The organism is Gordonia sp. 852002-51296_SCH5728562-b, from assembly GCF_001665475.1.
Taxonomy (GTDB): Bacteria; Actinomycetota; Actinomycetes; order Mycobacteriales; family Mycobacteriaceae; genus Gordonia; species Gordonia sputi.
The window spans coordinates 36451-53474 of sequence record NZ_LZMI01000008.1 but is presented as its reverse complement, the minus strand read 5'-3'; the positions used below and the strand labels follow the sequence as shown (position 1 = coordinate 53474).

Genomic DNA, 17024 nt, shown 5'->3' with positions numbered 1-17024 from the left:
CGTAGCTCACCGGTCACGATCCCTGACTCCCACCGGTTCCCAGCCTCGGCGTGACGTGCGGTCACCTGGGGTGGGCAGTCGGTCGCGACTGCGGTACACGATGTACGGCCGGAACAGGTAGTGCACCGGAGCGGTGAACATGTGCACGAGACGGGTGAACGGGACGAGTGCGAACAGGGTCAGACCGATCAGGACGTGCACATGGAAGCGCAGCGGTGCTGCCTCCATTGCGCGAATGTCGGGTTGCAGCACGAAGATCGACCGAAACCACGGCGAGACAGTCTGGCGATAGTTGACCCCGGGTCCACTGGGATCGACTGCACCGACAACTGTGATGTAGGTTCCCGCGATCAGCGCGCATACCAAGACCAGATACATCAGCTTGTCGTTGCGGGTCGTCGCCATGAACACCGGGCCGGTGGTGCGACGTCGATAGATGAGCAGGCCGACGCCGAGCAGAGTCGCTGCCGCGGCGAGGAGACCGAAAAAGCCTGCGCCCCAGTGGTACATCGTCTCGGAGACGCCGAGTGCGTCGGTCCAGGACTGTGGGATGACCAGACCGACCGCGTGTCCGACGATGACCACGAGGATTCCGTAGTGGAACATCGGCGAGGCAATCCGCAGTAGCCGCGACTCGTAGAGCTCCGATGATCGTGTGGTCCACCCGAACTTGTCGTAGCGGTAGCGCCAGATCGTGCCGCCGATGAGTATGAGCAGTACGAGATAAGGCAGTACGCCCCACAGGAAGACGTCCATCACGGCTCACCCCTCGCAGGTGTCGCAGTCAGCGGCAGTAGGCGCGAATCGTAGGGCTCGAGGCCAACGGCCTCGACGCCGAGCGCCGGCGTCATCGCGCGCGCAGCCTGTCGGTCTACCGGCGATTCACCGGGCAGCGTCGAGCAGATCGCCGTGAGCACAGCGGTGTACGGAGATCGACGGTCGCGCAACGCGAATCGGATCAACTCGAGCGCTGGGCGATACTTCTCCAGCATCTCTTGTCCCGCGTCAGCGTCGACACGCGCCGCGAACTCCAGGACGATCGGCAGGTGGTCGGGCAACTCGCCGTGGAGGTCGACGACAAAGCCGCTGCTCCGATAGAGCGCTTTGAACTCGCCGAGTGCGGCTCCACGCCGTCGGGTGTCGCCATCGGTCCAGTACGAGAGATACAGCGTGTGCTTGCGTGACAGGTCGAATGTGTCGACGTAGTCGTCGACCAAGGTGGGGAGCGGCGTGGACTCGATATGGTCGACGAAGGTCAGTAGCTCACGAGTGGATGAGTGATCGGGCTGTTCGCATAATGCTCTGCGCAGCAGTGAGCTTCGGTCGATGAACTGATCGTCGGGGTAACTCAGACACCATGAGGAGACCTGCCACGTCACGCGATGATCGGCCGCAGTCGTGCGGCGAGGCCACCTCACGACGACGCCTTCGAGTCGCCGGTGTCGTCGGACGCGCGGCGGTCGGGGAACAGCCCTTCGGGCGAACCGTTACCGTCCCAGTTCAGCAGATTCGTGCGATTCGCGAGGCGATGTGAGCTGGTCGCGGTGTCGGTCGTCTGGCGTTGCTTGAGCGCGTGAAAGGTCTCCACCGACACCGGGGTCGGGGTTCCGCTCGCTTCACCGAAGGGGCCGGACTCGTACATGCCGGGCCCGTCCTCGTAGTCGAGGGAGCACGCCATCTCGTCGAGCTGTTCGGCCTGCTCGAGATGGGCCGTCGGAATCACATACCGCTCTTCGTATTTGGCGATCGCCATCAAGCGGTACATCTCGTAGACCTGCTCTTCGGACATGCCGACAGAGGCGGGGATGTCGGGGTCGGGTTCGCGGCCGAGTGTGATGTCGCGCATGTAGGCGCGCATCGCCGCGAGTTTGCGCAGGACGCCGTCTATTACCGAGGTGTCGCCCGCACTGAACAGTTCGGCGAGGTACTCGACGGGGATTCGCAATGCGTCGATCGCACCGAACAGGGTGCCCGCGTCCTCAGCGTCGTGGCCCTGGCCGCTGAGTAGGTCGACGATCGGCGACAACGGCGGCACGTACCAGACCATTGGCATGGTGCGGTACTCCGGATGCAGCGGCAGCGCGACGCGGAACTCCTTGGCCAGCGCATAAATTGGCGATCGACGTGCCGCATCGAGCCAGTCCTCGGGAATGCCTTCAGCCCGCGCCCCGGCGATCACGTCGGGGTCGTTGGGGTCGAGGAGCAGGTTGAGCTGGGCTTCGTAGAGGTCGGTGTCGTCTGGTGTGGAGGCGGCTTCGGTGACAGCGTCGACGTCGTAGAGAAACAGTCCGAGGTATCGGAGTCTGCCGACGCAGGTCTCGGAGCAGACGGTCGGCTGCCCGACCTCGATACGCGGGTAGCAGAGCGTGCACTTCTCGGCCTTGCCCGTTCGATGGTTGAAGTAGATCTTTTTGTACGGGCAGCCGGTGATGCATTGGCGCCACCCGCGACACCGGTCCTGGTCGACGAGGACGATACCGTCCTCGCTGCGCTTGTAGATCGCCCCGGACGGGCACGACGCCATGCATGAGGGATTCAGGCAGTGCTCGCAGATGCGGGGCAGATAGAACATGAACGTCTGCTCGAAGCTGAACTTGACGGCGTCTTCTGATTCACGACGCAGCTTCTCGACGATCGGATCGAGCGCGCCCAATTCCGGTGCGCCACCGAGGTCGTCGTCCCAGTTCGCCGACCATGTGACCTTCGTGTCGTCACCGGTGAGCAGCGATTTCGGCCGCGCAACAGGGAAATCGTCGCCAAGCGGGGCGTCGATGAGCATCTGGTAGTCGTAGGTCCAGGGCTCGTAGTAGTCGTAGATGGTGGGCTGAACGGGACTCGCGAAGAGCGTCAACAACTTCTGCATCCGGCCGCCTGTGCGCAGCCGCAGCTTTCCCTTGTTGTTCAGATGCCAGCCGCCGCGCCACTTCTCCTGATCCTCGTAGCGTCGCGGATAGCCTTGTCCCGGACGCGTTTCGACGTTGTTGAACCAGACGTACTCGGTGCCCGCCCGATTGGTCCACGCCTGTTTGCACGTGACAGAACAGGTGTGGCAGCCGATGCATTTGTCGAGGTTCATCACCATGCCGACCTGTGCCATGACCCGCATCAGTACGTCACCTCCTGGCTGCGCTTGCGTATCGTCGACACCATGTCACGCTGATTTCCCGCGGGGCCGAAATAGTTGAATGCGTAGGACAATTGGGCGTAGCCGCCGATCAGGTGAGTGGGTTTGACCAGAAGTCGGGTGGCGGAGTTGTGCATTCCGCCGCGACGACCCGTCGCCTCCGATTTCGGGACGTCGATCGTGCGCTCCTGCGCGTGATGAACGTAGACCACACCGGCGGGCATCCGATGGCTGACAATAGCCCTGCACACCACGACGCCGTTGGCGTTGACGCATTCGATCCACTCGTTGTCGTGCACGTCGATGGCTGCGGCATCCGACGGGCTCAGCCACGCGGTTGGACCGCCACGGGACAGTGACAGCATCAAGAGGTTGTCCTGGTACTCCGAATGAATGGACCACTTCGAGTGGGGCGTCAGGTATCGCACGGTGATTTGCTGCTCCCCGTCCGGCCCGAGCCTGGGCTCACCGAACAATCGGTGCATGTCCAAGGGCGGGCGGTACACGGGTAGCGACTCACCGAGGTCGATCATCCAGTCGTGGTCGAGATAGAAGTGCATACGCCCGGTCAGCGTGTGAAACGGCTTGAGCCGCTCTATGTTCACCGTGAACGGGGCATAGCGTCTGCCGCCTTTCTCAGATCCCGACCATTCCGACGAGGTGAACACCGGGACCGGGCCCTGCTGGGTGTCGGCGAAGCTGATCTGCTTGTCGGCGTTGCCCTCGGCCAGTTCGACGAGCGTCGTGCCGACGCGCTTCTGGAGCTTCTCGAAGCCGTTGACGGCCAGAGCCCCGTTGGTGGTACCGGAGAACATCAGGATCGCATCGGCCATCTTGGCATCCGTGTCGATTGCGGGCCTGCCGTCGCCGGCACCCCCGAGCATGACCCCGTTGCGATCCGCGAGGCGCCGTGACTGCTCTGCGATGTCGAAGGTGACGCCCTTGTTGGCGAAGCCGAGTGTGTCGGCCAGCGGCCCTACCGATGCAAGTTTCTCGGCGATCGCGGTGTAGTCGCGTTCGACCACCGTGAACGACGGCATGTTGACACCCGGCCGACCGGGGGATGCCGACATCGCCCAGTCGTCGACGCTGCCCTTGGGTTGCGCGGTCTCGCCGGGGGTGTCGTGTTGCATCGGAGTGGCGACGAGATCGTGGCGCACACCGAGGTGAGTCTTCGCCTGCTCGGACAGTTCGACTGCGAGCAGGTGGAAGAGATCGAAATCGGTCTTGGCCTCCCACGGCGGGTCGATGGCGGGAGAGAAGGCATGGACGAAGGGATGCATGTCGGTCGACGACAGGTCGTTCTTCTCGTACCACGTTGCTGCGGGTAGGACGATGTCGGAAAGAAGGGTCGTCGACGTCATCCGGAAATCTGCCGACAGGAGGAGATCGAGTTTGCCCTCCGGCGCATTCTCGTGCCACCGAACATCGTTGGGGCGTGGGGTATCCGGAGATTCGGCACCCATCACGTTGTTGTGGGTGCCGAGGAGATGTCGCAGGAAGTACTCATTACCCTTCGCCGACGACCCCATCAGGTTCGATCGCCACAGAACCAGCGTGCGTGGCCAGTTCACCTGAGCGTCGACGTCGTTGATCGCAGGTGTCAGTGAGCCGTCGGAAAGATGTTGTGCCACATAGCTCGACGCGGATTCCGCATCGCCACGGTCGACCGCGTCGCGGGCCTCATCGGCGACGTCGAGAGGATTGCGGTCGAACTGCGGATAGAACGGCATCCAGCCGAGCCGTGCCGATTGCGCGATGGCGTCGGCGGTGTGTTCGTGGTCGAGCGTGCCGCGCGACAGCGGAGATGCCAGTGACGTCGCCGAGTAGCCGTCGTTGCGCCACTGGTCGGTGTGCATGTACCAGTACGACGTGCCGGTCATGGTGCGAGGCGGTCGGCTCCAGTCGAGTCCGTTGGCCAATGACATCCATCCCGTGATCGGGCGGCATTTCTCCTGTCCCACGTAATGCGCCCAACCCCCGCCGTTTCGCCCCATGCAGCCGGTGAGGATCAACAGCGAGAGGATGGCCCGATAGGTGGCGTCGCCGTGGAACCACTGGCAGATCCCGGCTCCCATGATGATCATCGATCGTCCGCCCGAATCGACTGCATTGGTGGCGAATTCGCGCGCAACCCGGATCGCTGCCTCCGCAGGCACGCTGGTGATCTCCGCCTGCCAGGCAGGCGTGTAGGGGGTCGACGCGTCGTCGTAGCCGGACGGCCATTCGCCGGGCATGCCGTCACGATGCACCCCGTACTGCGCGAGCATGAGGTCGAAGACCGTGGTGACCTGATGGCCGTCGATGACGGTCGTCGGCACACCTCGGCGTAGCACCGAACCGCTGCCATCCGGGGAGTCGAAGGCCGGCAAAGCGATCTCGACCAGTTGCGCGTCGTCGCGACCGAAAAGGGTCAGCGCCGGGGTGATTGCTTCGAGGTCGAGGTTCCATCTGCCCTCGCCTGCGGCGGAGCGGCGAAAGCCCAGCGAGCCGTTGGGAACCGTGGCTGCTCCGGTCTGCTCGTCGAGTACCACGGTTTTCCACACGGCGTCGGAGTCGTTGTCATCGGCCCCCGCCAACTCATCCGCGGTCAGGAACTTGCCTGCGACGAGGCCGTTTTCGTGTTGCTCGACGTGCACCAGAAAGGGAAGGTCGGAGTAGGAGCGCACGTACTCGTCGAAGAACTCGGTGGTGTTCGCGACGAAGTATTCCGAGAGGATGACGTGCCCCATCGCCATGGCCAGCGCGGCGTCGGTACCTGCTTGTGCCGGTAGCCATTCGTCGGCGAATTTGGTGTTGTCGGCGTAGTCGGGGCTGACCGATACGATTTTGGTGCCGCGATAGCGCACCTCTGCCATCCAATGCGCGTCAGGAGTTCGGGTGACCGGGACATTGGAGCCCCACATCATCAGATACGACGCGTCCCACCAGTCACCGGACTCAGGGACGTCGGTCTGATCGCCGAAGACCTGTGGGCTCGCGACGGGCAGATCGGCGTACCAGTCATAGAACGACGTCATCACCCCGCCGATCAACTGGATGAAGCGCGTCCCCACGCAATGCGACACCATCGACATCGCGGGGATCGGTGAGAAACCGGAGCAGCGGTCGGGGCCGTAGGTCTTGATGGTGTGCACATGGGCAGCCGCCGCCATCTCGATGGCCTCGTCCCAACTCACGCGGACGAGGCCGCCCTTACCACGAGCCTGCTGGTATGACCTGCGGCGCAACGGATCTCCGACGACGTCGGCCCACGCCAGCACGGGATCGCCGGTCTTTTCCTTGGCGGCCCGGTACATTTCGACGAGCACCCCGCGTGCGTACGGGTATCGAACCCGCGTCGGCGAGTACGTGTACCAGGAGAATGCCGCACCACGTGGGCAGCCGCGGGGCTCGTATTCCGGCCGGTCGGGACCCACCGACGGATAGTCGGTTTCCTGCGTCTCCCACGTGATGATGCCGTCTTTGACGTACACCTTCCATGAGCACGACCCGGTGCAGTTGACGCCATGGGTCGATCGCACGATCTTGTCGTGGTTCCACCGATCGCGGTAGAAGACATCGCCAGCACGGCCTCCCTCGCGGAAAGCGACTCTCCCGTCAGAGGTTTCGTCCCAGCGGGTGAAGAATTTGCCGATATCGAGTAGGGCTTTGGCTGCATCGCCCTGAACTGCAGTAGATCGGGCCATGAATTCACCATACGGATGAAATGCTCGGGGTGTGCGGTTTCGTCGTCGCAGATCCGAGGCGGCTCGGCGGAGGCGTCGACGCCCGGCCGGACGTTATCGCCGAGTGCTCCGCGTGTTTCGATTGGGTATAGACATTCGCAATGTGTAGGTCCTTGTGACACAACGTGAAAGGGTCGGTCAGTGTGAACGTTTCGCGTGCGGTATCGCCCGATTCGCCCACCCGGCTTCGACGACGCGTGCCGCATGCGAGCCTTGGGCAGTTCACTTTCGTCATGGCGACCGGCATTGTGTCGACAGCAATCCACAATGCGGCGACACTCGGTAGTGGCACATACTCGGATCTGGCCGATCTCATTTCGGCGATTCTCTTCTTTGCGGCAGTCGTCGGATATGTCGCGTTGATCGTGTTCACCATTGCCGGTTGGTTCACTGGTGCAGGCGTGGTCGACGAGGTGCGGCGTGAGATCGCGAACGACGGGTTCACCGTGTTGGCCTTCACTGCGGCGAGTGGGGTGCTCGCGGCGAGAGCGTTGGCGGCGGGAAGTACCTGGGCCGCAGTCACATGTGCTGTCGTCGCGCTCGTGTCGTGGGTGATACTCGGCTACACGGCGGTGATCGCCGCGTTCTTCAGCGCCGCACAGTCACGGGAGCATCCCCCGGCGCCGACGACCCCGTTGCCGTGGACACACGTCAACGGCACCTGGTTTCTGATGGTGGTCGGGACACAGGCGGTCGCGGTTGCCTTCGGCGCGCTGGCCGCGGCCAAGCGGGTCAAGTGGTACGCCGAGGTCGCTGCGTTGTGGTGGGGGATCGGCGTGCTGATCCTGATCGTGATGGCTGTGTTGGTCGTCGCACGGTTGATCATCGTCGGACTCTCACACGACGACGAAGTGGCGCCGTACTGGGTGCTCATGGGCGCCGGCGCGATCTCCGTGCTCGCGGGGGCCGAGGTCATAGGGACGGGCTCGGCGCAACGACTCGTCACGCACGATGTGGTCGGGACGTTGTGTCTGATGGCCTGGATCTTCGGCACGTGGCTGATTCCCCTGTTGATCGTGCTGATGATCTGGCACGCGCGTAGGCCGGGTACGCATTCGGGATTTCGCACCGCGTTGTGGTCGATCGTGTTCCCCATCGGCATGTGGGGGGTGGCGAGCAGACAGTTGGGAATCGCCTGGCAGGTTCCGTGGATCAAGACCATGGGTACCTGGGAGGCGTGGCTGGCGCTGCTGATCTGGGTGATCGTCTTCGTCGGGATGCTGCGATGGTGGTGGCGATGGCTGTCGACACGACGTTCGGAGACTAGTTCGCCAGCACGGTGAGAAGTACCGCAGAGTCCTCGTTGGCGCGGAGATTGTGTCGGGCGTCGGGAATGGTGATGAGGTCACCGGCCACGCCGTGCCACTCGTCGTCGCCCGCGGTGAGCGTCACGTCGCCGCGGAGCACCTGAAGCGTCGCTTCGCCGGGACTCTGGTGCTCGCCGAGTTCGGTGGAGGCCGCCAATGCGATGACGGTTTGACGCAGATGCCGGGCGGAGTTGCCGTGCAGCGTGTGCCCGGCGCGGCGACTGTGCGCGTCGCGCGCCGTGGCGATGAGTTCGTCGACGAGGGCTGGGAGTCGCGTGGTGTCCATGTCTCACGATTGCACGCCGCGCGCGGTGGTGGGTGGCATTGGAGGGCCGCGCCACCGCGGACTCGGCAGATCCTCGTGAGGTCCTAGTCCAGTGACGCTCGCGCGATGGCGATCACCTCGTCCTCGGTGGGCGGACTCTTCGGGTGGTAACTCAGACACAGCGGGGTGTCGACTTTGACGAAACGGCCGCCGTCGACCGCGGTGTAGAACGTTCCGGTCGATAGTCGGCCGACGTCGGGGATCGGACTTCCCTTGCTGTTTGCCAACTCCTTGGCAGCTTCGATCTGGTTCGGGTGGTGCAGTCTTCCGAAGAGCTGAGTTGACGCGTTGCCGCTCACGCGGCCGTGGATTCCCTTCGGGGCCTGTGTCGCGAAGATCAACCCCAACCCGTACTTGCGCGCCTGCGAAGCCAGTGCCAACGTGCTCTCCGTTGCGGTCGTGACGCGCTGCGATGGTGCGTAGTTCTGCGCCTCATCCATCACCAAGATGCCGCCGAGCGGCCGATCTGAGGCAGGGTGCTTCTTGATCCAGGCGAACAATGACATTTGCAGTTGTCCGACGAAGTTCGCGACGCGCGACTCGCTTCCGAGTCCCGCGAGGTTGATGACCGACACGCGAGCGCGATAGCCCGGCGATGGGGTGAGCAGCACACCCGGGTCGGCGGGCGTCGCGGCTTCGTCCAACAAGGGGTCGTTGGCCATCGACGCTTTCAGATTCTCGGCCAGATCGATCGCGAGGCGAGGTGCGTCGGCGAGGGTGCTCACCCCGTCGGGTAGTTCGGACAGCAAGGCGACGAAGGACGGCAGACTTCCACCGCCGCGACGACCGAAGTACACCATCGCCTGTCGCAACACCGCCTCGTAGCGTGATGCGCGCGCGCCGCGTTCGGTGGGGCGCGCCTTGGGGAGGAGCGCGCCGACGGCAGAGTCGACGGCTGCGAAGAACTCGTCGGTATCGGCTTCCAGCGAGGCGAACTCGGGCAGCGGACGAAAGCTCAACGGTCGACCGGAGCGCCGTCCGGGGGTGAACACAACAACCTCTGTGTCGGCGAAATAGCGGTCGGCCGCGGCGCGGTCGGTTGGACTCCATTCTCGCGTGCCTTCAGGCCAGGGCATCCCGAGTCGTGCGAGGTCGTTGTTGATGTCCAGGACTATCGACGAAACACCTTGCAGGGCTGCCTCTTCGACGATGCGTCGAATGAGAACGGTCTTCCCGGAGCCGGAACCCGCGAAGATGGCGGCGTGCTTGCGGAGCGATTCCAGCGGCGCCTCAACAGGTTCGCCGTCGACTGATCGAACACCGATCGGCAGCACGTCGACTGCGTGTGGTTCACCGGACGAACGGGACTCGGCGGCAACAGGACTCGCCTCGTCAGGCGTGATCGTTACCGCGGAGGAAGCGGCGTCGGGCTCGGCTGCGTGGGCTCCCGATGATGCACTCTGCGGCGTCTTCACCTGCGGCGTATCGACTTCCGTGGCGAGGGCCTTGGTCAAACCGGGTGCGAGAACCTCTGCAAGAAAGCCGATCTCGGCTGCCGGTGCACGATCGACGATCCAGTCGTGCAACTGCGCTGGTCGCTCGGAACGCAACTGCGCCAATGCCATGAGTCGTCGGATGTCGTCGTCTGTCCAGGCGATCGCTCGACCGCCACGACGATGCAGTTCGTCGACCAACTGTGCGGTTTTGGGTCCGGTGGGCCACGGCTGGCGCCTGAGCACCACCAGGGTGCGCTCGACCTCGCCGAGGCTGAGTCCCGAGGCGATGTTGGCGTTGGTGAGGCGGGACTGGACCGCGCGGGGGTGTGTGGCGGCAAGCGCGCGGAAGCTCCACGATTCTTCGGACTCTGTCGCGGCGTCGATGACATGACTGATTCGCCCGTGCAGCAAGGCTTTTGCGCCAGGCTTGGGGTCCTGATGCCAGTTGCCGGCCCCGCTGGGGAGGGCTTCGATCCACGCGCCGAGTCCGGCCTGCAGCAAATCGGGGACGACGACATCCTCTGTGGCGTGGTCAAGGGCGGCGGCGGGGTTGGCTTGCTCGATCAACTCACGATACCGCTTTTCGATTGCGTCGACATCTGTTGTCGCCGAATGCGATTCGCTCACGGAGGGGACGTCGTTCGACTGTTCACGAGCGTTGTCGCTGGCCGGGCGTGTCGGCGTGTGGGTGTCGTTCAACGTCGTGATCGATGTGAACGTGCCGCTGCGCAGCATCGCCGCAACCTGCCGGTCGACGGCCATCATGAGTTCGCGCGGGGTGTATCGCTGTGCATCGGCGAGCGCTACGTCGTCGACAGGCCAATGTGGTTGGGGTGGCGTGAAGTCGATCTGGGCGAAGCCGGGTGCGAAACGTTTGGCGAGGAGCTCGCGCGCGAAGTCATCCGACGGCGGCCGCTGCAGCATTGGTGGCTTTCGGAAGCGCTCGACTGCGGAGCGCATCACCCTACTCTCCAGATGTTCCCAGGCCGCCGTGATGCACGAGACAACGGTTGCCGTCCGACTCATGTTCTCGCGCAACGCCATCAAACCGTGAGCCACCTGATTGACCACTGAGTTCTCGTCCGCGGCGGCCGACCATCCCGCTTCGATGAGCGTGTCGATCTGGTCGACGCCCAGTACTGCTGCGGCATCGAACGCGACGATGCGGGAGATATTTTGGACCATCTCTTGGTAGCCGAGCGTCGCGTTGCGGATACCCCACTCGGCCAACTCGTCTGCGTCGTCGACGTCTAGGTGTAGAAACGCCTCGCCGAGGTCTCTGGCGTCGTAGTCCTGTGACGCTGTCAGTACCAGCGCGCGCAAGATGTGCTGCGACCGTCGGCGATGGGGGTGGTTTCGATACACGCCCGCCACGAACTCTTCGAGTGCAGAAACGGTGAGCGTCGCCTCACCGACGACTGCTGCACGCGTCGACTCCGACACGTCGGCTTCAAGGGCAAGGCGGTCGAGAAGTTGTGCGAGCTGGGTCGGATGTGTCGGGCTGGGGCGATTGAGACTCTCGAGCACCGCGACCGTGACCGACTTCCAGAAGTCGCTGCCGTCGAGCAATCTCACCAAGAAGAAGTAGCCGCCCCGCTCCTGCACGCGCTGACGGATCTGTCCGAGAAGGTGCGTCTTGCCCGAGCCCGCTACGCCGCGGATCACCACGCCGATGGGGCTGGCTGACTCCGACCGCGCAGCGTCGGCGAAGCTGCGCATCGTCTCGTCGGCGACCTGCTCGTGCAAGCCGGCGACGTGGTAGGTGCCCGACGTGCCCCACACGTCGTCGGGGGTGTCGGCCCAGTCGAGTCGGATCGACTCGAGTGCCTCGCGAATGTCGTTGTCCATCAGTCCTCCTCGACTGCGAACAGGTGGCACGGTTGTGTGCCGACCACAACGGCCGCAGCTCGGTCGGTCTCGCTGAGACGGGCCCGGTCGTCCTGAGGGATCAGACTGACACCCGGGCGGTCCTGCAATTCGAGGATCGCGGCGTTGAACTCGGAGCGGTCGATGTCAGGTAGCGATGAACGAAGCGCCGCGACGTCGACGAGCGCTCCGCGCTGATGAGCTAACGACTCGTATGTGGCGATGATGCGGGCGCCGATGTTCACGGCCTTCGACGACGCGGGCGGCGCGGCCTCGACGACGGCGCGCGGACGGCCGAAGACTTCGTACAGTCGGAAGTCTTCGGCGTCGAGATGACGCCCGATTGCGTTGAGGACGGCATACAGCGCGCGGATCGGGGGCAACGAGCGGTCCGGCGGCCCTGCACGCAATTCGTCTGCACACCAAGCCCATCCGCGGTCGGTGAGCGAGTGGTAGAGCGCATTGCGCTCGCCTTTGCGCGACTCGATCAGGCCGTGTTCGGTCAACTTCTGTCGTCCAGGCTTGTCGAGGTTGGGGCCCAGCTCGCGTAGGCGAGGAGTCGACAACTCCGTGGACTCCGCCATGAGGACGAAGAGCACCGCGCTTTGGCTCGGTGTCAGCTTCGGGTGGTCCACTGTGACTCCTTCAGATCAGGTCCAGGCGCAGTAGGCGAGCTGGGGGTCGGATGGTGATGGGCGAGAACTTCGCGCAGTTCCGCGACGACTGACGACGTGTCGCCGAGAACCTGTTCGTTGGTGTAGCGGAGTACCACGTAGCCGTGCCGCTGCAGCATATTGTCGCGGCGGCGGTCACGGGCGTACTTGTCGGCTCGACGATGGTCGGGGCCGTCGACTTCTACGATGACTCGCGCATCCGGCCACAGGACGTCGACTATCGCGACTCCCGACAATGCGGCGAGGTCGGTGGGGCAGCGATTCCAGAGACGTCCGGCTGCCCAATCATGTTGGGCCAGTGTGTATTCGAGCGCCTGCTCTGCGGCGCTGTGTGGGGCGGGAGCGCCCGTCGGTCGGGAGACGATCAGAGTCGGTCGCAGCGGGTCGGTCGGGACGGGGGCGGTTGATGAGGCGACCCCGAGGCGCAGCACAGGTACTCGGCGCACCTCGGGCAACGCGTCGGCGGTGAGCCAGACGGTCATGTTGGCATGCTCCGCGAGCCACGCACATGCCGACGCCGCGGTGCGCTGCGCATCATCGGGGAGCGCGCTACTTGCTCGCACGGCGAGCACCACCTCGGGCCGACCGTAGAAGTGGCGTAGCAAAGCGACGAGCACGGCCGCGCGTTGTTCAGGAATTGCGGATGGCGTCGTGCGTTCGTTCGCGGCGCCCGCCCGCGCGAGCGGTACGACCACGGCAGTTGACAGGCCGACGTCGGCGCACAACTGCCGGGCCAGCGTCTCTGCGTCGTCGACGTCGAGTCGCTCATTGGATGACCTGCCAGGTAGCCAGGCCGGGAACAACGTGATCAGCGCCGATTCGAGTGCCTCGAGGATCTCGGTGGCGACCTGCCGTGCGCTCCGTTCATCGGGGCCGCGGTAGTCCAAGATCACCGGCAGTTCCGGTGCTACGGCGTCAGCGAGGTCGTCGATTGCCGGGCCGTACACGTCCGCGAGGCGGACGACCCGTCCGGGACGGATCGCGTGGCCGACCGGCGGTGGCGTATCACTGTCGGCGTGAGTCATCGGACGTGAATATAGCTTCCGCGACCGACGGGTGCGCGGCGGCGGTGCGGCTCGTGACAGCGGCGATGTCTTGTTGGTTCAGCCCGCCGCCCGCTCGACGGTGAGGAGGCTCTCGGCGCTGTGTTCGGCGTGGTAGGCGGCCTCGCCGCCGCGGACGCCGAACAGCCGCTTACTCCAGATGAGCCAGACGACCGCAGCGACGTTGACGGCGAGCAAGAGCACCTTGAACACCGTCGCCTTCTCGACGAGTTCATACACCTCGAGCGGGATGAAGATGCTGGTGACGATCACCGCGAAGTACTCGCCCCAGCGTTTGGCGAACCACAGGCCGTACGCCTCGACGAATTGGCTGATTCCGTAGGCGAGCAGCGCGCAGCCGACGAGCACGATGGTCGCGGTCGACAGGGTGGTCGCCTTTTCGATCCACTGCACGACCTTGGAGTCGTCGATATTCCAGCCGATCTGGTCGGCGATCGGTTTGAGCAGCGGCATCTCGGCGTCGAACTTCTCGTGCAGTGTCTGTTGACTGTTGCGCAGCTCGATCACGAATATGCCTGCGATGACGAGAAAGATCCCGCGGATCAGGCGCTCGACCGCGAGCAGTCGCATGATGATGAGGTCGCGCAGCAACCGACCACGCGGAACCTCCGGGGCATGGTCGGCGGGTCCGCTGTTGCGAGGTGAGCCGAGGGCGTAATCGCCGCATCGCAGGCATCGCCACGCGTCGCCGGCGCTGGTCTCGGTGTGCAGATGATCGGCGAGACCGGGCTCGTCGGGGCGGTAGGTCTCGTGACCGCGTAGGCCGCAGGAGATCAGTTCCCAATTCACCGCAGCAGCCTAGCCGTCGACGGCAGGTGGGTCACGACGCCGCGGCGATCTCACCCGGTTGACCGACCTTGCCACTGCGCGTCGTATCGCCGCTCACCCCGACGCTCGCCGCGTACAGCAGGTCGCGAAAGTCGCCGACGACCGGGCGCTCGGATGACCACACCATTCGAATCCAGGAGGTGTGCGGCGCGATGTCGAGATCTACCGCGACGAGCTGGCCGGCAGCCGACGTCGCGCCAACGGCGAACTTCGGGGCCATCACCACCCCGAGGCCGTTGGCAGCCCAACTGAAGGCGACAACCAGGCTCGACATGGGTTCCATCGGTTCGGGCAGCATGTTCTCGACGCCGAGGTGTGTCGCGCATCGTCGTGGGCCGCTCAGGATGTGTTCGCCGACAAGGTCGGCGATGGTGAGGTGCTCGTGTCGAGCAAGCGAATGGCCGGATGCCATCGCGATTGCAGTGGTGACGGGGACCAGGTCGGCGTAGGAGACGTCCGTACGCTGCGTCGCGGGCAGGAGCCAACGGTCGGCCGCGTCGTCATGCATATCGAGTACGAGTCCGACGTCGGCGCTCCCAGACGCCACCGCGTCGACGACGCACGTCGGGTCAATGAGGGTGTCCACGGCGACGGTTCCGCCCGGGACTCGGTTGCCGAACTCGCGCAGAATGCCTGGGATCTGCGTGGCGACCATGTGTTCGGTGCTCGCGATACGCAGGGGCGCCGCCGAGGCGGCAGTGGTGACCGAACGCCCGAGTCTGGCCCAGCGGTCGAGGAACTCGGGGCCCTGGGCGGCCAGCACCAGTCCGGCTTCGGTCAGGCGCATACCGCTCGGCGAGCGGTGATAGAGCTGCACACCGAGGTCGCGTTCGAGCGCCCTTATCTGTTGCGACACCGACGAGGGGGCCAGGTCGAGGGCGGCCGCAGCGCCGAGGACGGTGCGATGCTCGGCGACGGCGAGAAAGGTCCGTACGTGTCGGATTTCCATGACTGCTACTCCTCGCTTGGGGCCGGGAGGCGTGACGCATCGGATGGTGTTCGGAAAAACCGCACACTGCCTGCATCTATTCCGGTCGATCGACGTCGGGTGTCGGCAGCATCCTGATGCCGTGCCAACGACAACTCGCGAACCCTCCAGATCACGACGCCGCTCGGGCGAGGCCATGCGTGGTCGCACCGTCAGCAACGTCGGCGTCTCGCTCGGATACCTGCTGGTGCTGGTCGACTCGACGGTCCTCAACGTCGCGCTGCCAGACATCGCCAGGTCTCTGGGTGGCAGCGTTGCCGGACAACAGCGGGTCGTCAGCGCCTACCTGGTCACCTTCGGCGCGCTGTTGCTGAGTTCCGGCGCGATCGCCGATCGCTACGGCGCGCTGCGCACGTACCGGGTGGGCGTTCTCGCGTTCGTGCTCACGTCGGTGTTGTGCGCTCTCGCTCCGACGTTGCTGGTCCTCATCATCCTGCGCGCGTTTCAAGGCGCTGCGGCCGCGCTGATCCCGGGGACGACGCTGGCGCTCATCGGGAGGATGAATCCCGAACCTGCCGACAGACACCGCGCCATCGGTCTCTACGCGCTGGTCACCGGGTGCGGTTTCGCAGCAGGACCGACCGTCGGTGGAATCCTCATCGCCGCAGGCGGATGGCGGTGGATCTTCCTGATCAACGTGCCGGTGGGAATTCTCGCGCTGGCCTGGAGTCGATACTTTCCGGCTGACTCGAGGGCACGCGACCGTGGTGCGCGACTCGATGTGCGCGGACAGCTGCTCGCGGTGGTGTTCTTCGCGCTCGTGGTCGTCGTCATCATCGAAGCGGGGGAGCGATCCTGGATCGCGGCGTGGGCGCTGATCGCGACGGTGTGCGCGGCCGGATTGCTCTACTGGTCGGATCGACGAAGCGCTGCCGCGGCGATTCCCGTGCGTCTGCTCCGTATTCCGTCGATCCTGCGAGGAACGTTGCTCGGCTTCACGATTCAGGTGGTGATGGCGTCGACGCTGTTTGTCGCGAGTCTGTATCTGATCAACGCACGCGGGCTGTCGCCATTGGGTGCGGGACTCGTCCTCATCGCCTACACGTTCGGGCCATGTGTCCTCGGCCCGGTTGTGGGGCGCGTGGTCGCCGCGCGTGGGCCGCAGTTGCCGGCGTTGCTGGGCCAGTCCGCGGCTGTGGTGGGTTCTGTCGCGATCGCGGTGGTGATGTTCGTAGGCGGACCACTGTGGGCGCTGATCGTGACGATGCTGGTCGCCGGAACGGCGTTACCGCTGGTGATCGTGCCGATGACCGGGCTCATCGTCGCGGGTGCTCCCGCGGGATCCGCGGGTACGGCAGGCGGCTTGTTCAGCGCGTCGCGTCAGCTCGGAGGGGCCTTTGGTGTCGCGGCACTCGGCGCGGTGTTGGCGTCGGTTGGCGGAGCCGACGGCGCCGGGTGGGCGATGATGGGTGCGGCCGTCGTGGCGGGGATGGCGCTGCTGGGTATGGTCGTGCGTCCGCATCGAACGCGGTGACTCAGGACCGCTGCGGGCATCGATTTGGGTCTGGCCAGCCGATTCTCTACACTAGAACGGTTGCCTGTGCACCTTCGCGTGTCCGCACTCGGGTCACGGCTACAACTGAATAGTCTCCGGTGCTGGCGAAATGCCTAGGGCACCGGCGGCGAGAACCTATTCACTATCCACTTCGTGGAAGGCCCACCGCAGGTCACAGGAGAAATCCTG

12 protein-coding genes are annotated in these 17024 nt (G+C 64.7%); 2 read left to right on the top strand and 10 right to left on the bottom strand.

What is annotated here, in order from left to right:
• Nucleotides 1-6: 6 nt before the first annotated feature.
• The 4 genes from narI to A5766_RS01390 are packed head-to-tail and all read right to left on the bottom strand — an operon-like array spanning nucleotide 7 to nucleotide 6813.
• Nucleotides 7-756 (bottom strand): respiratory nitrate reductase subunit gamma, encoded by a 750-nt coding sequence (narI, locus tag A5766_RS01405; protein WP_039856783.1) that lies wholly within the window; start codon nucleotides 754-756, stop codon nucleotides 7-9.
• Complete coding sequence (narJ, locus tag A5766_RS01400) at nucleotides 756-1418, bottom strand: nitrate reductase molybdenum cofactor assembly chaperone (RefSeq protein WP_064903115.1); 663 nt, start codon at nucleotides 1416-1418, stop codon at nucleotides 756-758. Before narJ ends, narI begins: the two co-directional genes overlap by 1 nt.
• A complete protein-coding gene (gene narH / locus A5766_RS01395) occupies nucleotides 1415-3106 on the bottom strand; it encodes a nitrate reductase subunit beta (RefSeq protein ID WP_005208398.1) in 1692 nt (563 codons plus the stop codon). The genes narJ and narH overlap by 4 nt, the downstream gene beginning before the upstream one ends.
• Nucleotides 3106-6813 (bottom strand): nitrate reductase subunit alpha, encoded by a 3708-nt coding sequence (locus A5766_RS01390; protein WP_005208397.1) that lies wholly within the window; start codon nucleotides 6811-6813, stop codon nucleotides 3106-3108. The genes narH and A5766_RS01390 overlap by 1 nt, the downstream gene beginning before the upstream one ends.
• A 164-nt stretch (nucleotides 6814-6977) precedes the next feature.
• Here A5766_RS01390 and A5766_RS01385 point away from each other — a divergent pair, with 164 nt between their 5' ends.
• Nucleotides 6978-8135 carry a tellurite resistance/C4-dicarboxylate transporter family protein gene (locus A5766_RS01385; protein ID WP_269449442.1) on the top strand — a complete coding sequence of 386 codons (1158 nt, stop codon included), beginning with the start codon at nucleotides 6978-6980 and terminating at the stop codon, nucleotides 8133-8135.
• Here A5766_RS01385 and A5766_RS01380 read toward each other — a convergent pair.
• The 6 genes from A5766_RS01380 to A5766_RS24220 form a co-directional block, all read right to left on the bottom strand.
• Nucleotides 8116-8445: a cupin domain-containing protein gene (locus A5766_RS01380; RefSeq protein ID WP_005208395.1), complete on the bottom strand. Its 330-nt coding sequence runs from the start codon at nucleotides 8443-8445 to the stop codon at nucleotides 8116-8118. The genes A5766_RS01385 and A5766_RS01380 overlap by 20 nt on opposite strands.
• 83 nt (nucleotides 8446-8528) lie before the next feature.
• Nucleotides 8529-11768 (bottom strand): helicase HerA domain-containing protein, encoded by a 3240-nt coding sequence (locus A5766_RS01375; protein WP_064903113.1) that lies wholly within the window; start codon nucleotides 11766-11768, stop codon nucleotides 8529-8531.
• The gene (locus A5766_RS01370) at nucleotides 11768-12421 is read right to left on the bottom strand and encodes a MarR family transcriptional regulator (protein ID WP_005208393.1); all 654 of its coding nucleotides are present in this window, start codon (nucleotides 12419-12421) and stop codon (nucleotides 11768-11770) included. The genes A5766_RS01375 and A5766_RS01370 overlap by 1 nt, the downstream gene beginning before the upstream one ends.
• On the bottom strand, nucleotides 12403-13485 hold the full coding sequence (locus tag A5766_RS01365) for an endonuclease domain-containing protein (RefSeq protein WP_005208392.1): 1083 nt from the start codon (nucleotides 13483-13485) through the stop codon (nucleotides 12403-12405). The genes A5766_RS01370 and A5766_RS01365 overlap by 19 nt, the downstream gene beginning before the upstream one ends.
• 78 nt (nucleotides 13486-13563) lie before the next feature.
• Nucleotides 13564-14313 carry a DUF2127 domain-containing protein gene (locus A5766_RS01360; RefSeq protein WP_005208391.1) on the bottom strand — a complete coding sequence of 250 codons (750 nt, stop codon included), beginning with the start codon at nucleotides 14311-14313 and terminating at the stop codon, nucleotides 13564-13566.
• A gap of 31 nt (nucleotides 14314-14344) precedes the next feature.
• The gene (locus tag A5766_RS24220; protein WP_005208390.1) at nucleotides 14345-15301 is read right to left on the bottom strand and encodes a LysR family transcriptional regulator; all 957 of its coding nucleotides are present in this window, start codon (nucleotides 15299-15301) and stop codon (nucleotides 14345-14347) included.
• 121 nt (nucleotides 15302-15422) lie between these two features.
• Between A5766_RS24220 and A5766_RS01350 the strand changes: the two genes are divergently transcribed.
• Nucleotides 15423-16814: an MFS transporter gene (locus tag A5766_RS01350; RefSeq protein WP_168431200.1), complete on the top strand. Its 1392-nt coding sequence runs from the start codon at nucleotides 15423-15425 to the stop codon at nucleotides 16812-16814.
• Nucleotides 16815-17024 lie beyond the last annotated feature (210 nt).

Bases quoted from the DNA above. Each gene is read 5' to 3' on its own strand.
- narI (WP_039856783.1), bottom strand. From the start codon at position 756: ATGGACGTCTTCCTGTGGGGCGTACTGCCTTATCTCGTACTGCTCATA.
- narH (WP_005208398.1), bottom strand. From the start codon at position 3,106: ATGCGGGTCATGGCACAGGTCGGCATGGTGATGAACCTCGACAAATGC.
- A5766_RS01390 (WP_005208397.1), bottom strand. From the start codon at position 6,813: ATGGCCCGATCTACTGCAGTTCAGGGCGATGCAGCCAAAGCCCTACTC.
- A5766_RS01380 (WP_005208395.1), bottom strand. From the start codon at position 8,445: ATGGACACCACGCGACTCCCAGCCCTCGTCGACGAACTCATCGCCACG.
- A5766_RS01375 (WP_064903113.1), bottom strand. From the start codon at position 11,768: ATGGACAACGACATTCGCGAGGCACTCGAGTCGATCCGACTCGACTGG.
- A5766_RS01365 (WP_005208392.1), bottom strand. From the start codon at position 13,485: ATGACTCACGCCGACAGTGATACGCCACCGCCGGTCGGCCACGCGATC.
- A5766_RS24220 (WP_005208390.1), bottom strand. From the start codon at position 15,301: ATGGAAATCCGACACGTACGGACCTTTCTCGCCGTCGCCGAGCATCGC.